At 64.3% G+C, this 16385-nt stretch carries 15 protein-coding genes; 4 read left to right on the top strand and 11 right to left on the bottom strand.

Annotated features, from left to right (window positions below):
* Window positions 1-107: 107 nt before the first annotated feature.
* The 4 genes from HPY58_09790 to HPY58_09775 form a co-directional block, all read right to left on the bottom strand.
* Window positions 108-539 carry a hypothetical protein gene (locus HPY58_09790; GenBank protein ID NPV29923.1) on the bottom strand — a complete coding sequence of 144 codons (432 nt, stop codon included), beginning with the start codon at window positions 537-539 and terminating at the stop codon, window positions 108-110.
* A gap of 138 nt (window positions 540-677) precedes the next feature.
* The gene (locus HPY58_09785) at window positions 678-3797 is read right to left on the bottom strand and encodes a hypothetical protein (protein ID NPV29922.1); all 3120 of its coding nucleotides are present in this window, start codon (window positions 3795-3797) and stop codon (window positions 678-680) included.
* A gap of 112 nt (window positions 3798-3909) precedes the next feature.
* Window positions 3910-4497 carry an HDIG domain-containing protein gene (locus HPY58_09780; protein NPV29921.1) on the bottom strand — a complete coding sequence of 196 codons (588 nt, stop codon included), beginning with the start codon at window positions 4495-4497 and terminating at the stop codon, window positions 3910-3912.
* 236 nt (window positions 4498-4733) lie between these two features.
* Window positions 4734-6017, bottom strand: a complete 1284-nt coding sequence (locus HPY58_09775) for an S-layer homology domain-containing protein (GenBank protein NPV29920.1) — start codon at window positions 6015-6017, stop codon at window positions 4734-4736.
* A gap of 279 nt (window positions 6018-6296) precedes the next feature.
* Here HPY58_09775 and HPY58_09770 point away from each other — a divergent pair, with 279 nt between their 5' ends.
* Window positions 6297-6725 carry a nucleotidyltransferase domain-containing protein gene (locus tag HPY58_09770; GenBank protein ID NPV29919.1) on the top strand — a complete coding sequence of 143 codons (429 nt, stop codon included), beginning with the start codon at window positions 6297-6299 and terminating at the stop codon, window positions 6723-6725.
* On the top strand, window positions 6670-7161 hold the full coding sequence (locus tag HPY58_09765) for a hypothetical protein (protein ID NPV29918.1): 492 nt from the start codon (window positions 6670-6672) through the stop codon (window positions 7159-7161). Before HPY58_09770 ends, HPY58_09765 begins: the two co-directional genes overlap by 56 nt.
* Before the next feature lie 129 nt (window positions 7162-7290).
* Here HPY58_09765 and HPY58_09760 read toward each other — a convergent pair whose 3' ends face one another.
* The 5 genes from HPY58_09760 to fabZ all read right to left on the bottom strand — a co-directional run bounded on the left by HPY58_09760 (window position 7291) and on the right by fabZ (window position 11561).
* A complete protein-coding gene (locus tag HPY58_09760; protein NPV29917.1) occupies window positions 7291-8433 on the bottom strand; it encodes a hypothetical protein in 1143 nt (380 codons plus the stop codon).
* 346 nt (window positions 8434-8779) lie between these two features.
* Window positions 8780-9034: a hypothetical protein gene (locus HPY58_09755; protein NPV29916.1), complete on the bottom strand. Its 255-nt coding sequence runs from the start codon at window positions 9032-9034 to the stop codon at window positions 8780-8782.
* A 169-nt stretch (window positions 9035-9203) separates the two neighbouring features.
* Window positions 9204-9797: an SH3 domain-containing protein gene (locus HPY58_09750; GenBank protein NPV29915.1), complete on the bottom strand. Its 594-nt coding sequence runs from the start codon at window positions 9795-9797 to the stop codon at window positions 9204-9206.
* Complete coding sequence (locus HPY58_09745) at window positions 9794-10894, bottom strand: undecaprenyl/decaprenyl-phosphate alpha-N-acetylglucosaminyl 1-phosphate transferase (protein NPV29914.1); 1101 nt, start codon at window positions 10892-10894, stop codon at window positions 9794-9796. Before HPY58_09745 ends, HPY58_09750 begins: the two co-directional genes overlap by 4 nt.
* A gap of 223 nt (window positions 10895-11117) precedes the next feature.
* Window positions 11118-11561 carry a 3-hydroxyacyl-ACP dehydratase FabZ gene (fabZ, locus tag HPY58_09740; GenBank protein NPV29913.1) on the bottom strand — a complete coding sequence of 148 codons (444 nt, stop codon included), beginning with the start codon at window positions 11559-11561 and terminating at the stop codon, window positions 11118-11120.
* Between the two features lie 196 nt (window positions 11562-11757).
* On the opposite strand from fabZ, the gene HPY58_09735 reads away from it, so the two are divergent.
* Window positions 11758-12240, top strand: a complete 483-nt coding sequence (locus tag HPY58_09735; GenBank protein ID NPV29912.1) for a DUF4330 domain-containing protein — start codon at window positions 11758-11760, stop codon at window positions 12238-12240.
* An 82-nt stretch (window positions 12241-12322) separates the two neighbouring features.
* Here HPY58_09735 and HPY58_09730 read toward each other — a convergent pair whose 3' ends face one another.
* On the bottom strand, window positions 12323-13462 hold the full coding sequence (locus HPY58_09730) for a glycosyltransferase (GenBank protein NPV29911.1): 1140 nt from the start codon (window positions 13460-13462) through the stop codon (window positions 12323-12325).
* A gap of 104 nt (window positions 13463-13566) precedes the next feature.
* Between HPY58_09730 and HPY58_09725 the strand changes: the two genes are divergently transcribed.
* Entirely contained in the window at window positions 13567-15132 is a 1566-nt protein-coding gene (locus HPY58_09725; GenBank protein NPV29910.1) for a polymerase, read from the top strand.
* Here the strand turns inward: HPY58_09725 and csaB are convergent.
* Complete coding sequence (gene csaB / locus HPY58_09720) at window positions 15061-16260, bottom strand: polysaccharide pyruvyl transferase CsaB (protein NPV29909.1); 1200 nt, start codon at window positions 16258-16260, stop codon at window positions 15061-15063. The genes HPY58_09725 and csaB overlap by 72 nt on opposite strands.
* Window positions 16261-16385 lie beyond the last annotated feature (125 nt).

Here is a 16385-nt window from a genome sequence, read left to right as displayed (position 1 = left end):
CCACCTTTCCCGGAGAACGTTTAAACCATTTCAGCTTCTTATTTCAGCTTCTTAGACGAATTTTCCTTCTTAAAAAATTTATTGTCGAGAACCTTTCAATCGCCTGTTCACTTTGCCAGCTTCAACATGGCAACCCTGGCAACGAGGTAACGAGTATCGGTTTCGATGCTGTCCAGCCGTTGGTCAAGGCGCTTCTGCAATCTTTCGATCTGCTCGCCCCTCAAAGTGAAACCGTCGAACAGGGCACGCACCTTGTCGATGACTTCGTTTTCGAGGCGGGTTTCCAGGCGAAGCTGGCCTTTCTGCAAAGCGTCTAATTGGATGCTGTGCTGCTGTAAAATCACGCTGTGCTGCTGCAAAGTCTCGCTGTGCTGCTGCAGAATCCTGCCTTGCTGGTGCAACATCTCGCTGTGGTGCTGCAAAGTTTTGCTCTGCTGCTGCAAAAGCTCGCCGTGCTGCTGCAACATCTCGCCGTGCTGCTGAAGCGTTGCCTGAATTTGTTTCTGGGTTTCTAAGATTTGCTTTAAAAGCTCTTCCATGAAACCTTCCTTTCTCCTCCCAATTGTTTCAGAAATCCTGTTCGATCTCCCACGGTTTTGGGCTTTTTCGATAACTTTTCTTGCCTTAGCCCAACTGTTTCATAAATTCATTCTATCATCTGGTGGATGGTTAGCGTTTCAGGAAGGCCGTCCTGAAGCCGCCCGGAGGAGCGCCTCGATCTTCTCCTGCTCCCCTGCCAAGTCGGGCTTCAGCTTCAGGGCCTCTGTGACCAGCTCCTCCCCTTCCTCCGTGCGGCCCCGTTTCTTCAGGGCAAGGCCGCGCCAGAGGAGGGCCTCCGGCTTGAGGGCAGGGTCCTGGGCGGCGGCCGCCAGGCAGGTGTCGGCCTGCGGCCAGCGGGCGAGCAGGGCTGCAGCCTCTCCCGCATAGAGATGGATCTGCGGGGAAACCGCAAGGAGCGGCGCGCGCACCCAGTACTGCTTGTGTTTCTCCGGAACGGAGGCCATTGTCCTTTCGATGCGTTCCGGCACTGCGAGGGCCTGCTCCAGGCAGCGGCGCCCCCGCTCCTTCAACCTTGCCGGGTCCCCCTGCTGCTCCCTGACGGGCGGGGTCTTTGCCTGCCCGGCCTGCTCCAGCAGGAAGAGCCCTGCGCCGAGATACCCTGCTGCCAGGCTCTCGTACAGATCCTGCTTGAACGGCATCAGGGCAACGGCCTCCTCCAGCTGCGCGAGCCCCTCTTCCAACCGGCCTGTGCTGAAGAGGGCGCGCCCGTAGAGGACCCGGAGCTGCGGATCGCCCCGGTTTGCCCTGACCGCGTCAGCCAGCAGTTCCTGCGCCTTCCGGAGCAGCCCGGCATCCTGTTTTTGCTCCCCCTGGAAGAGGTAGATCTGGGCGAGGCCGGCGCGGTAGGAAGAGGTCCAGGGGTCATGCTCCAGGGCGCGCTCGTAAGCACTGACGGCCCCCTGCACGTCCTGCCGCTTCAGGGCCTGCGAGGCGGCAAGGGCGTACTTCTGGCCGAGCAGGAGGCTCATAGAGGTGAGAAAGAGCACGGCGGCAACGCTGCCGACAAGAACCCCCTGGAGCGCCGGGGAAAGCTGGAAGCGGGAAAAGCGGCCGGTCCTGCCGCGGCCAGAGGTCCCGGCAGTTCCGGTCCCCAGGGCCCCGACCCCGATCTCGCCTGCCGGATCGGCCAGGCGCCCCAGGCCCCGGCCCAGCCCGAAGAGCCCCCAGAGGAGCAGGGCCACCGCTCCCAGGGAAAGGTTGAAGTCGATCAGCGAGTGGAGGCCGAGGGCGAGGGCGCCGCTGAAGATCGCCCAGGCCGTCCCCCGCACGGCCTGCTGCGGCAGCGGTGGGGAGTCTGCCCCGCCGGGGCCTGCAGGAGCCTGCGGGCTGCCTCCGGTGCACCTTAAAGTGCGCCACGTAATCCCGAAGAAGAAGACCCAGATCGCCAGGAAGGTGAGGAGGCCCGGGAAGCCGGTTTCCACACCCACCTGGAGGAAGTGGTTGTGCACTTCGGTGGAGAAGTAAAGGTAGTCCTGGTACCTGTGGTAGAGGGCGTTCCATCCCCCGCCCCCGGCGCCGAGCAGGGAGTTCAGGGGGCTTGCCGTCATGATCTTGAAGGCATCCCGGCTCCAGAGGAGGCGCTCCTGGGCGTTCTTCTCCTGAAGCGAGATGCTCTTGACCCGCGCCGCCCAGGCCTCCGGCACGGCCCGCCCGGCGAAGGCCGCCACGGCCGCCCGCTCCTGCCAGAGGGCGCAAGCGCCGCCGGCGAGGATCAGGAGACCGAAAGCCGCGGCTGCAGGAAGCACCCAGGGGCGGAGCCGCCTCCGCCCCGCCGAAGCGTTCCCAGTACCTAAAGAACTCGAGCGCCGGGCAAGCCGGGCCTCTGCGGATGCCCAGACCCACTGAAAGACGGCGGCCAGCACCGCCCCGGCGAGCACCCAGAGCCAGCCCGCCAGCTCCGCCCTGCCCCCGGTGCAAGCCACCACCCTGCCAGCAACCGCGAAAACGGCCAGCACCTGAAGCCCGAAGTTCCCCAGGGCGCGCCAGCGCTCCTTTCCCGGCAGGCCGGCAAGGAGGATGAGGAGCCCGAGGGGGTAGATCAGGTAGGCGCCCCGCGACTGCGTCCCCAGGAAGGTGAGAAAGAGGAGGTAGTTTCCGACGGCCAGCAGGATGCGGGATGCCAGGCGGCCGGCCCCGGCCAGGAGGTAGAGGCCGAAGAGGTTGATGGCGGTCAGATAGGCGGCCAAAGTGTTCGGGTACTGGAGGCTGGAGAAGATCCGCCCCCCGACGAAGGCATCCTTGTAGTGGAAGGTGCCGAAGGCGGCGCCAAGCCCCAGCAGGGCGACCCCGGTGCCGCTCGCAAAGAAGACCTTCAGGTAGCTCTGGACCGCGTTCAGAGAGCGGACGCTGAAGGCCAGCAGCCAGTATACGGCCGCGTAGTTCGCCATTTTCAGGACCGCCCCGACGGCGTCGCGGGTGTTCCAGGCGTTGATGCTTGAGGCGACATAGAGCCCCAGCAGGAGGAAGACGGCGTAATCCAGCGGGTGCCGGAAGAAGACAAGCTCCCGCCTGGAGATCTTATAGAAAGCAAAAAAGGAAAAGATCACGGCCGTGAACATATGGGTGGGGAGAAGCTCCCGCGCGAAGAAAAGGCCGCGGAAGTAGGGAGGGTAGAAAAGAAGCGCGGCCAGCATGAGGGCCACGATCCCTTCAGGGGCCGCCGCCCGGCGCAGCAGCGCCCCCAGTTCTCCGGCCGCAGCCCGGACGCCCGGGCGGCGCGCCCCAAGGGCCTCCCAGCGCGCCCTCAGCGCGGCGGCAGTCCTGCTCCCAGGTCTGCCTCCAGGGCGCGGCAGCCCCTTTCCCCTGCCGGGGGCCGCACCCTTCCCCTTCCACTTCACCTGCGAGAGGCGCTGCGTCTCGGGCGCGGGCCGGCGCCCGGCGGACGGAGCCTCCTTGCCGGGAGAAGCCGCGCCGCGCCGGAGAAGGCCGAGGCGAAGGCGAATCGCGAGCTCCCGCCAGCTCCGGCCGACCCCCTCCCGGATTTTTTCAAGCCTCTCAACCGCCCCGGCAGGAAGGCGGAAGCGAAACCGCCTCTTGCCTCGCCCCTTCACATCAAGGGGGACCACCTTCCCCCGCCTGCCCTTTTCGCCCAGGGGAACAACCTTCCCCTTTTGGGCGGCCTGCACCCGATGCTGCTGCGCGGCCTTTTGCGCCCCGGCCGGCGCCTGGGGCTTCAGCCTGCCGCCCGACGCCGCTTTCCTGGTCTGCTTCGTGCGCTTGTGCCTTCTTTTCGCCATAGGCTCCCCCCGCCTGTTCCGAAGTAGCGCCGCAAAAACAGGCGCTTTTCTTTTTTTCCGAATTTTTCCGAACTTCTCTTCGCCGGCATTTTTTTAATTAACAATACTTTTACTACTTCGACGCGCCGGGGCCTAAATCCTGCCAGCCGCCACGGGCGCCACCACTTCCCAGACTCTCCTGCATCGCCCGCAGGGCGATTTCGAAAAACTCCTCCAGCGGGAGGCCGAACTCCTCACAGCCCCTGATCTGCTCCCGGCTGGCGCCCCGCGCAAACGCCTTGTCCTTGAACTTCTTCTTGATGGAGCGCACCTGGACCTCGCCAAGGGTCCGCCCGGGCATCACGTAAGCGACGGCGGTGATCAGGCCGGAAAGAGGATCCGTTGCATAGAGAGCTTTGTCCAGCAAAGAGGTGCGGGGAATGCCGTTCAGGCCGTGGGCTTTCACGGCATGCACGATTTCTTCGTCCAGCCCCATCTCCGCCAGCCACTCACCCCCCACCAGGCCGTGCCGGTCGGGGTCATCCTTCGTCACCTCGTAGTCGATATCGTGCAGCAGGCCGGTGAGGTACCACTTTTCCTCATTCTCCCCGAACCGCCGGGCAAGCCCCTCCATGATCGCCGCGGTCGCCAGCATGTGGCGGATGAGATCGGGGTCCTGCACCTTTTCCCGGACCAGTTCAAAGGCTTCCTCCCTTGTCACGAAGACTCCCTCCTCAGATAAAGTTCGTCCCGCCTCCGGGTGCGTTTCTCGCCCTGCAGGGCGCGGCCTCTTTCGAAGGGCGGGGACCATCCACAAACTTCATATACATCATATACAGTAAAGCACCTCCTGGCAAGAAGCCGGCGGCCCCCAATACATCCCCGGTCTTCTCCGGAAGATTAAAAGGCGGCCGCAGGGGCCGCCCTTCGGGTGGGGAGGTTTTTGTGCACCGGCAGCTAATCGCCGCTTCCTTCCACCTCAACCTCTGTAATTACACCGCCTTCAACTTCGAGCTCAATGCTCTGGCCGGGTTTTAGATCGGTCACCAAACCGGCCTTCCCGTCAACCTCGATGCGGGCATCGGCAGCAAGCTGGTAGGTGACAACCTTTCCATCAGGCTTCTCCACCGTGAGAGAAGTCTTTCCTTCCGCGATAACCACTGCCTTAAGGGTGCCTTTGACTTCCTGCTGCTCCCTCTCCTGCTCCCTATCCCGCTCCCGATCCTGCTCCCGGGTGGGACGCGAGAGCACCCTGATGAAAACGGCAGCCCCGTCTTTCACAAAGACCCGCACCTCGTCCCCTACCCTGAGGTCTGCCGGGGTGAGGCGCCGGCCCTGCCAGAAAATGTCCGTGTCTTCGTAAACCTTGAGGGTGACGCTGGCGCCGTCTCTCCTTTTGACGGTAATTTCGCCGGCAGCCACGGCCGCAATGGCTCCCTCAACGTAATACCGCTCCAGCACGTCCCGCAAATCTTCCCGGAGATCTTTCAGCAGATCCTGGAGCTTCACGATCAGAGCCGCCATTTCCGCCCGCGTCACGGGCTTCTGAGGCTGGAAGAGGCCGCCGGGCATCCCCACCATCAGCTGCTTCTTAAAGACGAGGTTGATGTAGCCCGCGATCCCCGGCGGGATTGCTGCAGCATCCCGGAACTCGACCTCCAGGCGGTTGGAGGCCTCCACCTGGTTCTCGAGGTTGAGGGCGCGGACCAGGTACCGGGCGATCTCCCAGCGCTTCGCAGGCTGGTTTGGGCGAAAGGCCCCCAGTTCGGCCTCGGTAATCAGGCCCTTTTCTACTGCAATCGCGAGGGCATCCAGCGCCCAGGGCGCGATCTTGTGCCGGAACTGGAGCCGGTTCCGAAGTTCGGCGCGCGCCCGGGTTTCCTGCCGGACCTGAGAGTCCTGGGCGAGGGTGTTGGCCAGCATCACCAGCGCCTCCAGGTGGGTCACAGGCTTGTTGGGCTGGAAGGTGAGGTCGGAATAGCCGCGGATCAGGCCCTGCGCACTGGCCTCCAGAACCGCTTCTTCGCTCCAGTGGCCCCGGATGTCCTTGAGCTTCAGGAGCCCTTTGCCGGGGCCCTTCGCCAGCTCCAGCCCGCTGCCGGCCTGACCCTGCACCGCTTCACCGCCCGTTAAATCCAGCAGCTTCCAGGCAGGAAGGGCAAGGGCCGCCGTCCCCCCGATGCAAACGGCAACCACCAGCGCAACCACGCAAAACAAACGCTTCTTCCACAACCGCAACACTACCACTCCCCTCTTCTGGAAAATTTTCTTGTTTTGTTATTCGCAGGGGAGCAATTTTTTGAGGGGGTATCCCAAAAATCTGGAGGGAACCCGAAGCAGAAAATGGGCCCGCAAGGAAAAGGCAACCCCGGGGGCCCTCCAACCCCTCCGAGGAGCAAAAAAGCAGAATGCGACTGCCACCAAGGTTCTGCTTGACGGGCAGAAGCAAGAAAAGATATACTGAGACCGAAAGGGTGCCAGAAAAAGGGAGCAAAAGCGGGTTTGAAACTGGTGGGCGGGATGATTTCAGATTCCGAAATGGAAAAGTATATCGAAGGATGGCGCAGGCGGGCCGACCAGGCCAGGAGGCGCATGGAGGAGCAGGCGCGGGAGGCCTTTGCTGCCGCAAAACGACTGGCCGGCATGCTGGCCGCCGAACCGGGGGTGAGGCGGGTCTGGCTCTACGGGTCCCTGGCCGGCTACTTCAAGGGGTACCGGCGCTTCGAAGAGGATTCCGACATCGACCTGGCGGTGGAGGGCCTCCCGCCAAAAGATTATTTCCCGGTCCTCGCCCGCCTGAACAGGGAACTGGAGCGAAACGTCGACCTCATCGATCTGGATGCCTGCCCTGCGGCACTGAAGGAGGCCGTCCAGGAAAGGGGGATTCTCCTCTATGAGAGACCGGAACTGGCTGCTGACCCTTGCCAGCGAACTGCAGGCCCTGGTTAACGAGATCGAGACAATTGCCCGGCAAGGCAGAGAATGGCTGGCGACCAGGAGCAGCAACCCCGACATCTACGACCTCCGGGCAGCAGGAAGCATCCTGCATGATTTCTACACAGCCCTCGAAGACGGGTTTGAGTTGATCGCACAGGTGATCAACGGAGGCTGCCCCCGGGGCGAAGACTGGCACAAGCGCCTTTTGCAGAGCATGGCCCTCGACGTGCCGGGAGTACGCCCTCCCCTGCTCACAAGGGAACTGGCCCAGGAACTGGACGAATACCTGCGTTTTCGCCACGTTTTCCGGAATGTCTACGGCCACCACCTGGAATGGGAAAGAATCGCGCCCCTCATGCAAAACCTGGCCCAGGTGTCAATTCGAACGTGCCGGGCGGTTGAGCGCTTCGGTAAGTTCCTGACCAGGCTGGCCGGAGAGCTGGAATGAGGGGCGATGCTCGGGGCGTCGGTGTACGACTGGCGCTGCGAACTCCGCCCGCGTCACGGTGATGTCCGGGGCAAAGCGGCCGGCGCCGATCCCCCTGGCGATGTGCCTGGCCTTGCGCCCTGCCCTTTTTCAGAAGCGGAGGAGGGCTGCGATGCCGCCCATTTCCCGGAGGCGGGGCTGGTTGTGGCGGATCACCTCGATGAGCGCCCCCTGGTTCACGGCGCGCTGGACGAGAAAGTCGACGAAATTGGAAACGGCTTCGAGGGGGCCGCCGCAGTAGTAGCAGTTCTCCCGCGCCTGGGTGAACAGCCCCCCGCAGTTGGGGCACCGGAAGCCGCCTCTTTCGAAGTCCGCCGCCACCGCGAGCTTGTAGACCTCCCCCTGCACCACGCTGTCCAGGACGTCGTCGAGCCCGACGGAGACGCGGTCCCCCCGGTGCACCCGGTCTGCGATCTCCTCGAGAAATTCGTCCTCACGCTCCCTTTCCACCCGGCCGAGCAGGTCGAGGGCCTGATCCAGGATGTCCTTCTCCCCGCCCGCAACCCAGGCGCTCAGGTAGGCGGTTACCTTCTCCCGCACCCAGGGAGGAAGGATTTCTTTGAAGCGGGAAACTGCCTCCACCGGGCCTCCCACCGCAATCCGGCTTATATACTCCTTCTTGAGAAGCTCTTCCAGGATCACCGCCACGTCCTCCAGGTGGAAGGCCACCATCTTCTCGATCTGGCGGCTGAACTTGGCCTGCTCCCAGGCGCGCCAGCCCCCCTTCTTGTGCTTCCCCGGGATTTCGGGGCGGCTCTCCTCCACGTAGACCAGCACCTCGCCTAGCTGGACGAGGAAGAGGCGCGCTTTTCGCCGGTCCACCAGAACCGCAATGAAGGGCTGGTAGTCGTCGAAGAGCTGGGCGAGAGGCTTGAGGTAAAGGCGCCGGTCCACGACAAGGCAGGGGCGGACCGGAACGGCGAGGTGGTATTCCCGCCAGAATTTCTCCTCCCCATCGCTGAACACGATCAGCCCTTTGCGGAACCTGTTCTGGTTCAGGGCGAGGTACTGAAGCAGCCTGTCTCCTGCGGCGGCAAGGCTTCTGAGGGCAGCTTTCGGAAGCTCCCCGGCCTCCTGCAGCCTGCCGAGTTCCTGGCGCAGGAGGTTTTTGGCAACCTTGATGTACTCCTGGCGGGGATTGGCAGCGGGATCGACTGTGAGGTAAAGGCTTAAGTAAAATTCTTCCCCTTCGGGAATGGCAGCCAGCTTCTCCAGCTCCTCCCTGGTCAGCATAAACCTCCCCCTCCCTTTGTGATTTCCCCCTCCGGTGATCTCTCTCCCTTTCTCCGCCGCCTCGGAACCGTTGCCGGAGGCCTCCGGCAGGTGCGAACTTTAAGATCGGCTGAATCAGGGGGTGCCTCCATTATACGTGAAAAGGCCTTCCCGGGCAAGCCCGGTCCACCCGCGGGCGGGAGGACCAGGGCAGGAAGCGCCGGGGGGCCAAAAATACAGAGGCGGCCCGCCCTTCACGGCGCAGCCGCCTAAATGCCCCTGTGCGTCGTCTATCTCCGCTAAGCTCCTGCTTCCTCCGGCAATACCAGCGGAACACTCTTCGCATAAAGCACATCTGGATCCTTTTTTACTTTAGCAGGTTGTAGAAAAAGCTCAGCAAGCCGATCATTATTACAACCTGCCCCGTCCAGAAAACAAACATCCACCTGATCAAATCAGTCTTTGTCTCAGCAAGCCTGCGCTCAAACCGTTCCACCATCAACTCAATAGTATTTTCTTTGGTCCCCTTAGCCGCCTGGTTGAGAAGATTGACCAGTTCCCTGGCTCCATCATCCCCCAGCCTGGCGCGCAGGACCTCGGGAATCACCAGGATTTCGGCCATGCTCGCCACCGCCTTTCACCTTCATCACTTTCATCTTCATCATAACTTTAAAAACTGCGCCGGTCAAGCGACCGGGCAAGGCGAGGGCGAGCCTTTCCGGCAAAATTTTGCGGGCACTCGATCTGCACCTGCTTTTCGCGCCTGCTTTTCGGCGCTCCCGGCAGGAACCCTACCCGGGGGCATAAACCAGCCATCCCGCCACCCAGCCGGTGCGGCCATCGGGGAGGCGGACCTGGTACCAGTCCCCTGACTGGGCGAGCACGGTCATCGGCTCACAGTCAGGGCTGCCCCGCTCCACCTTCCCCAGAAGCTCGTGGCCGGTGCCGGGGCCTTTTCTCAAGTTCACGTAGCTGTTTTCCGGCTTTACATAGAGGAGCTTCTGCCCCGCGGGAGCCTGCCCGCCCGCGCTCACACCCCCGGAAGAGCTGCCGGATGAGGCCCCCGTTTCACCCGCCTGCCCGCCGCCCGGCGCAAGCGGCTTGAGCCCCGCCTGGCGCTGGAGTTGGGCAAGGGCCTGCTCCAGCTCCAGGGCGCGCCCGTTCAGGGCTGCAACCTTCTTTTCCAGCTCAGAGATGTAGACCGCCACCTGTTCGTCCACGTAGCTGCGGGCTACCAGCGGGTCCGCGGGGGAGCCGGGTTCGCCGCCGCTGGCAAAAACATCGGCGCCTAAAAAGGCTCCCAGCAGGAAACCGACGGCGATTCCCAAGAAGACGAGCCCGGCGGCTGCAGCAGTTCTCCTTGCGGCAGTTCCCCTTTTGATCACAGCCTCACCCCCCTTCCCCTGCTTCTCCGGCCTCCGCCCCGCGGGGCAGGCGCCGGTCTTTCGGCTTCAGGCGCGGCCTGGGAAACGGTGAAGAGCCCGACCCGGTCGGCAGCCAGCAAAACCGAAGTGATTAAAATGAGAAGCACCACAACCCCCTGCTCCGTCGTCAGGCGGGTGAGAAGGACGGCGCTCCCCCCCAGCAGGAGGTTGACGCCGTAGATCACGAGCGCAGTCTGCCGCTGGCTTAAGCCCAGATCCAGCAGGCGGTGGTGGAGGTGGTCGCGGTCAGGGGCAAAGATGTGCTGCCCCCTTAAGATCCGGCGGACGATGGCAAAGAGCATGTCGAAGATCGGAATCCCCAGGATCAGGATCGGCAAAATCAGGGAAAAGGCGGTTGCCGATTTGGTGAGGCCGAGCACCGCAAGGGCCGCCAGCATGAAGCCGAGAAACATGGAGCCTCCGTCCCCCATGAAAATGCGGGCGGGGTGGAAGTTGTGGGGGAGAAAGCCCAGGGCGGCAGCAGCAAGATAAAGGGCGCACCAGGCCACGATCGGAGCTCCCTGCCCGAAGGCCACAACCGCAACGGTCACGGCGGAGATCGCGGCCACCCCGGCCGCCAGCCCGTCAAGCCCGTCCACGAGATTGAGGGCATTCGTGATTCCAACCACCCAGGCGATGGTTACCGGGATGCTGAAAATCCCCAGGTAAATCATCCCGCCCAGGGGGTTGGTGACGAAGTCCACGGTGATCCCAAAGGCGACCAGGATGCCCGCAGCAGCAACCTGCCCGGCCAGCTTCGCCCAGGGGGAAAGCCCCCGCCGGTCGTCAACGAGGCCGACCAGCAGGACCAGCAGTCCTCCCGCCAGCAGCCCCCAGATCTCCCGGGTGAGCGGGACCGCGAGCAGCACTGCGGCCGTAAAGCCCAGCCAGATCCCCAGGCCCCCCCAGGAGGGGACCGGCACGGTATGGAGCTTGCGCACCCCGGGCCTGTCGACGGCGCCTGCCAGCAGCGCAAGCTTTTTAACGAAAGGGGTCAAACCCAGGGGGATGCCGAACGCCAGAGCCAGCAGCCCGAGGGTTTTGAAATCGAGCTCCATCTTCCTCCATCTCCTTAAAAAACCATCTTTTTCTGCTTAAAAAACCTTGAAAAAGCCAATTTTCGGGTGCTCCGCCGGGGGGGCGGCGCCACTTTCCGCCTCATTGCTCCGGGAATTTCCCGGCACCTTCCATCCCAACACAGCAAAGGGAGCGGGAGATTGAGCTTCTCATAAAGAATATGCCCAGCCGGAAACCGGAATGCCGGCCTGCCTGTCACACTTCTCAGCCGGAGAGGGCGAAGAGGAGTTCCCCCTCCGCGGCCAGCTCCCCGCCGACATAGGCACGGGCGCTGCCCTTGCCCATTTTCCCCTTGAGCTTCAGGATTTCCACCTCGATCCGGAGCTGGTCGCCGGGGAGCACCTGGCGCCGGAAGCGGACCCCGTCGATCCCCGCAAAAAAAGCCAGCCTCCCGGCGTATTCGGGGAGCTTCAGGAGGGCTACCGCCCCCACCTGGGCCATCGCCTCAACGATGAGAACCCCCGGCATGACGGGGTAGCCGGGAAAGTGCCCCTGAAAAAAGGGTTCGTTAACGGTCACGTTTTTGATCCCCACGGCCCGCCTCCCCTCTTCCAGCTCGACAATCCGGTCCACCAGCAGGAAGGGATAGCGGTGGGGAAGGATTTCCTGGATCTCACGGGCTTCCAGAACCGCCCGCTGCCCGCCCATGTGCTGCTCGTCCATGAGAAAACCTCCTGTTGTTCACCCTGCCCATTTCCGGATCGAATTCGCCAAAAAGAGAAGAGTTCCTCCTCTCTTCTGGATAAATTTTTGGCAAATCCGGCTTCCGGCGAAGAGCGGCAGGAATCGGGGCGCAACTGTCGAAGTTGGCTAAGGTAGTCGAGTTTAAGGGGGTAGACGGAAAGTGCGCCTTTTAGACGAAAGGGGAAAACTGTTCGGCCTGGTGAACCCCTTCGACCTGGCGGTCCTGCTGCTGGTGCTCGCGGTGGCCGCCGGGGTGTACCTCAAGCTCCGCCCGGGCGGCAAGCCCCGCGAGGTGGCCGAGGTGGAGGTGACCGTGATCGCGCCCTTCGTCCGGCCGGATGCGGCAGAGGCGGTGAAGGTGGGGGACCGGCTCGTGGCAAGCGGCAGCTTCACAGATGCCCGGATCGTTGACGTCCGGATCGAACCGGGGCTGATCGCAACCACCCGCGCCGACGGCACCCGGCTCCTCACAAGAGATCCCTACAACAAGGACGTTTACGCGACCATCCGGGGAAAGGCGGCAGTGGGGGAGCCTGACCTCCGCCTCGGGGGGCAGGAGGTCCGCATCGGAAAGGAGTTTTTTCTGAAGACTCAGACGGTGGAGCTCAAAGCAGAGGTGACGGGGATCAAAATCCTGAAGTAGAATCAGGAGCGAGTGGAAGTGCTTGCCCGGCAACCGACGGGAGTGCGGGAGGAAATATTCAGGGCGACCCTCGCGCATTCCGCTAGGGGCAAGGTGCAAGGAGGGAGCGGTAGAGGCGGGCGGTCTCTGCAACGGTTTGGGCGAGGGAGAACTTCTCCTCAACCAGCCGCCGGCCCGCTTCCCCCAGGCGCCTTGCCCCGGCGGCATCCTCCAGGATGCGGCACATGGCGCGGGCAAGCGCCGCGGAGTCGGCGGGGGGAACCAGCAGCCCCGTTTCCCCGTCGGCGATGACCTCCGGCAGCGCCCCCACCCGCGTGGCGATCACCGGCTTCCCGAGCGCAAGGGCCTCGAGGGCGGTCAGGCCGAACCCCTCGGAGAGGGAGCTGACGACCAGGCAGTCGAGGGCGGCGTAAACGGGGCCGATCTCCTGCTGAAAGCCGGTGCGAATGCACCTCCCCTCCAGGCCGCAGGCCCTGATCAGGGCGTCAACCTCGCGCCAGAAGAAGCCGCTCCCGACGACCACAAAGCGGGCCTCGGGGAACCGGGCGGCAACTTCCCTTGCCGCCTCCAGGAAGTAGCGGTGTCCCTTCACGGGATGCAGCCGGGCCACGATCCCGAAGAGCGGGGCTGCGGGGTCGATCCCCCAGCGGAGGCGAAAGGAGGCATCCCCGGCCCAGCGCTGCCAGGCCCCGGGCTCGATCCCGTTGTAGATGACCGCAACCTTTGCGGGAGGGACTCCTGCGGCCAGCAGGTAATCTTTAATAAACCGGGAGACCGCGATGAAGCGGTCGGTGAGAAAAGAGGTGCCCCGCTCCGTGATGCTGTTGGCAAGGCGGCTGAAGAACGCGGGATAGTCGTGGGCGAGAACGCTGTGCACCGTCGTCACCACCACCGGAACGCCCGCCCGGCGCGCCGCAAGGCGCCCCACCAGGTTTGCCCGCACCCCGTGGGTGTGGAGGATCTGGGGCCGCAGCTCCCGGAGCAGCCCTGTCAGGCGCAGGAGGGCGCGGAAGTCCAGGCGGTGGCGCATCGGGACCACGTGCGCCGGAATCCCTGCCTCCTGGAGCACCTGGTAAAAAGGGGCCGGAAAGAGGCAGATGACGCGGGCTTCAAAGCCGGCCTGGGGGAGGCGCGCCGCAAGGCGCAGGACGTGCTGCTCCGCGCCTCCGATTTCTCCGCCCCCGATGATGTGAACCACCCGGAGCCCTGTTGTCTTCTCCACCTGCTGCCACCTCCACTGGCCCGCCCTGCCTGCCGCCCGCCGCTTCCCGGGAGCCGGCCGCCGGAAGGCCTTCTAAAACTGCTTTAAGGGGGTTCAAGGACACCGTGAACATATCCCGCTTCCAGAAAATCGCCCGGTGCTGGGAAGAAAGCTGCTTTGCCGCCTGCGCCTCCGCCTGCGCCCGGAGCCTGGGCGCGGCCTGGCGCAGCAGCCGCCTCTCCCTTTTCCTGCTGGGCCCCGAACTGGCCGCCCAGTCCCGCTTTTTTCAAGAAACCATCACCTACCGGATCCTGGCGGGGACGGGGCGCGCCCTTGCCCTGCTCCTCCGGCGGGGAGGAGCGCTGCCGGCCCGGTTTGGGGCGGGGAGCATCACGCGGCGCGCCCTGGGCGCCCTTACCGGACAGGCTCACCTCGTGCTGATCCTCGCCGGGGCCTACCCCCTGATCGACTACATCTTGAGAAACACTCCCGGCCTTGCCGGTCTGGCCGGGCTCTGGGATGAACTCCTCTTTGCCCTGACCGCAGCCCTGATCCTGGCGCGCCTCACTCTTTTCAGGGAGACGCCGCCCCTCTTCACCCCCCTCGATCTCCCCCTGCTCCTCTTTCTGGGGACGGGAGTGCTGCTCTATCTCCTCAGGGCGCCGGAGCCGGAAATCGCGCTGGACGGGTTCCGCGCCACCTTCCAGTACTGCCTCTGGTATTTCCTGGCAACCCGCCTCCCCCTCAACCGGAGGCAGAAGGAGGCTCTCCTGTGGAGCTTCGTGCTGGTCGCCGGCATCATCGCCCTGCACGGGATCTACCAGTACATCGCGGGGGTTCCCATCCCCGCCAGCTGGGTCGACCAGGCCGAGGCGGGAGTGCGGACACGCGTCTACTCCTGGATCGGGAGCCCCAACGTCCTGGGAAGCTACCTGGTGCTTTTAATCCCGGTTGCTGCAGCCCTCTGGCAGACTGCCCGAAAGCGGCGGGCGCGGCTCCTCCTGGGCGGGCTCCTGCTCGCCATGCTCGCCTGCCTCGTCTTCACCTTCTCGCGGGGGGCCTGGCTCGCCTTTCTGGCCGCAGCCCTCCTCTACGGGACGCTCCAGGACCGGCGCCTCCTGGCCCTGATCCTGGCAGGCGCCATCCTGCTCCCTGCCGTCTCTCCGGGAGTCGCGAACCGCCTCCAGTACACCTTCAGCAGCAAGTACGTGGAGAGCTCTCAGCGGGGCGGGCGGATGGCCCGCTGGGAGCAGGCCCTCGACCGCTTCCTCGCCCACCCGGCAACCGGCGTCGGCCTGGGCCGCTTTGGGGGCGCAACTGCAGCCCGCTTCCAGATCCCCGGCACCTTCTACGTCGATAACTACTACCTGAAGCTGGCGGTGGAAACGGGCGTTCTCGGGCTTGGGGCCTTCCTCTGGCTCCTCCTGAACGCCGTCCGGTACCTGAGCGGGAGCATCCGGGAGTCTGCCCTGGATCCGGTCCGGCGGGCCTATGCCTGCGGGATCACCGCCGGGCTGCTGGGGGTTCTCGCCCACAACTGTGTCGAGAACATCTTCGAGGTGCCCATGATGCAGACCCTTTTCTGGATCCTGCTGGGGCTCGCCCGGCACCTGCCGGAGTCAGGCCCCGCGCCGGGTGGCGCGGCCCACCTCCCAACGCCTGTGGGGGAAACGGGAGTAAAAAACACTTAGCGCCAGGCTGGCGCTCTCCCAGGCCTGCTGCCTCAGGTTCACGAGAACCTGGTCGAGGCGGGTCGTGATTTCCTGGCACCGCTCCCAGGCGTCGTTCACGGCCAGGTAGATCTTTTCGGCATCCAGGTCCGCCACCCTCCCTGCGAGGGGCTGCCCCGTCAGTTCGAGAAACCTCTCGACCTTGGGGTCGTAGGAGATCCCGACGCACGGCGTCCGCATCACCGACGCCATGATCAGGGCGTGGAGGCGCATGGCAAGCACCAGATCCAGCCGGCTGAGCAGGCTGAAGAGGGTCTCCACGGAGAGCTTCGACCGCACCAGCAGGGCGGGCTCCTGCATCAGCCAGCAAACCTCCTGGCACACCTGGAGGTCGACGGGGAAGTGAAAGGGAATCAGGACAACCTCCCATCCCTCCCGGACGAGGCGGTCGGCGGCAGCGGCCACTTCCCGCTTGTACCGGCAGCAGTCCTGCCAGTCGCGGAGGGCAATGCCCAGGCGGCGCCTCCTCCCTTTCTCTTCCGGCGGCGCAGGATTCTGCCCTTTTTCCTGCCCCTTCCCTTCGCTCCCGGCGCGCAGGTCGGCGAGCAGGGCTTCCCCCGGCTCCGGGTCCACCTGGCCGGGACTCAAGGCAAGCGCGGGGTCGGCCGTCACCACGATGGGGGGGCGGGTGACCCCCATTGATAAAAAGTCCTCCCGCGACGCCTGGTCGCGGACGGTGATGAGCTCCACCCGGTTGGAGACCACCCGGGTGAGCCAGCGGCCGAAGCGCGTCCTGATGGGGCCCACCCCCTGGGCGTAGTAGATCACGGGCTTCCCCAGGAGCCTGGCCAGCAGGACGATCCCCAAATAGTAGCAGATGCTCCGCACCCCCGTGACATCCTGGAGCAGACCGCCGCCGCCGCTGAGCAGAAGATCGGAACGAAAAAGCGCCCAGCAGATGCTCAAGGGGTTCCACCGGTTCACCGCCTTCACCCCGTAAAGCCGGCGGGTTTCGCGGGGGCGGTGGGAAAAAACGGTAATCTCTATGCCGGGCGCAAGGGTGCGCAGGGTGGAAACCAGTGCGAGCAGAATCGCCTCGTCGCCGGTGTTGTTGAAGCCGTAATAACCAGATACCGCAACCCGCAGCATTCCTCCACCCCCGCCTCTCTCTCAGAAAGCCCCCAACAGGGGAAATACCCTTTCGGCAGCCTCCCCGGGCGGGCGCCCCGGAGCACCCGGGCCCCCGGAGGGGCCGCCGGTAGAAGTCTTCGACA

The organism is Bacillota bacterium (assembly GCA_013177945.1).
In the GTDB taxonomy this organism is placed as follows: Bacteria; Bacillota; DSM-12270; order Thermacetogeniales; family Thermacetogeniaceae; genus Ch130.
Note: the sequence above shows the minus strand (reverse complement) of the source record. Positions and strands in the feature narration are given on the sequence as shown.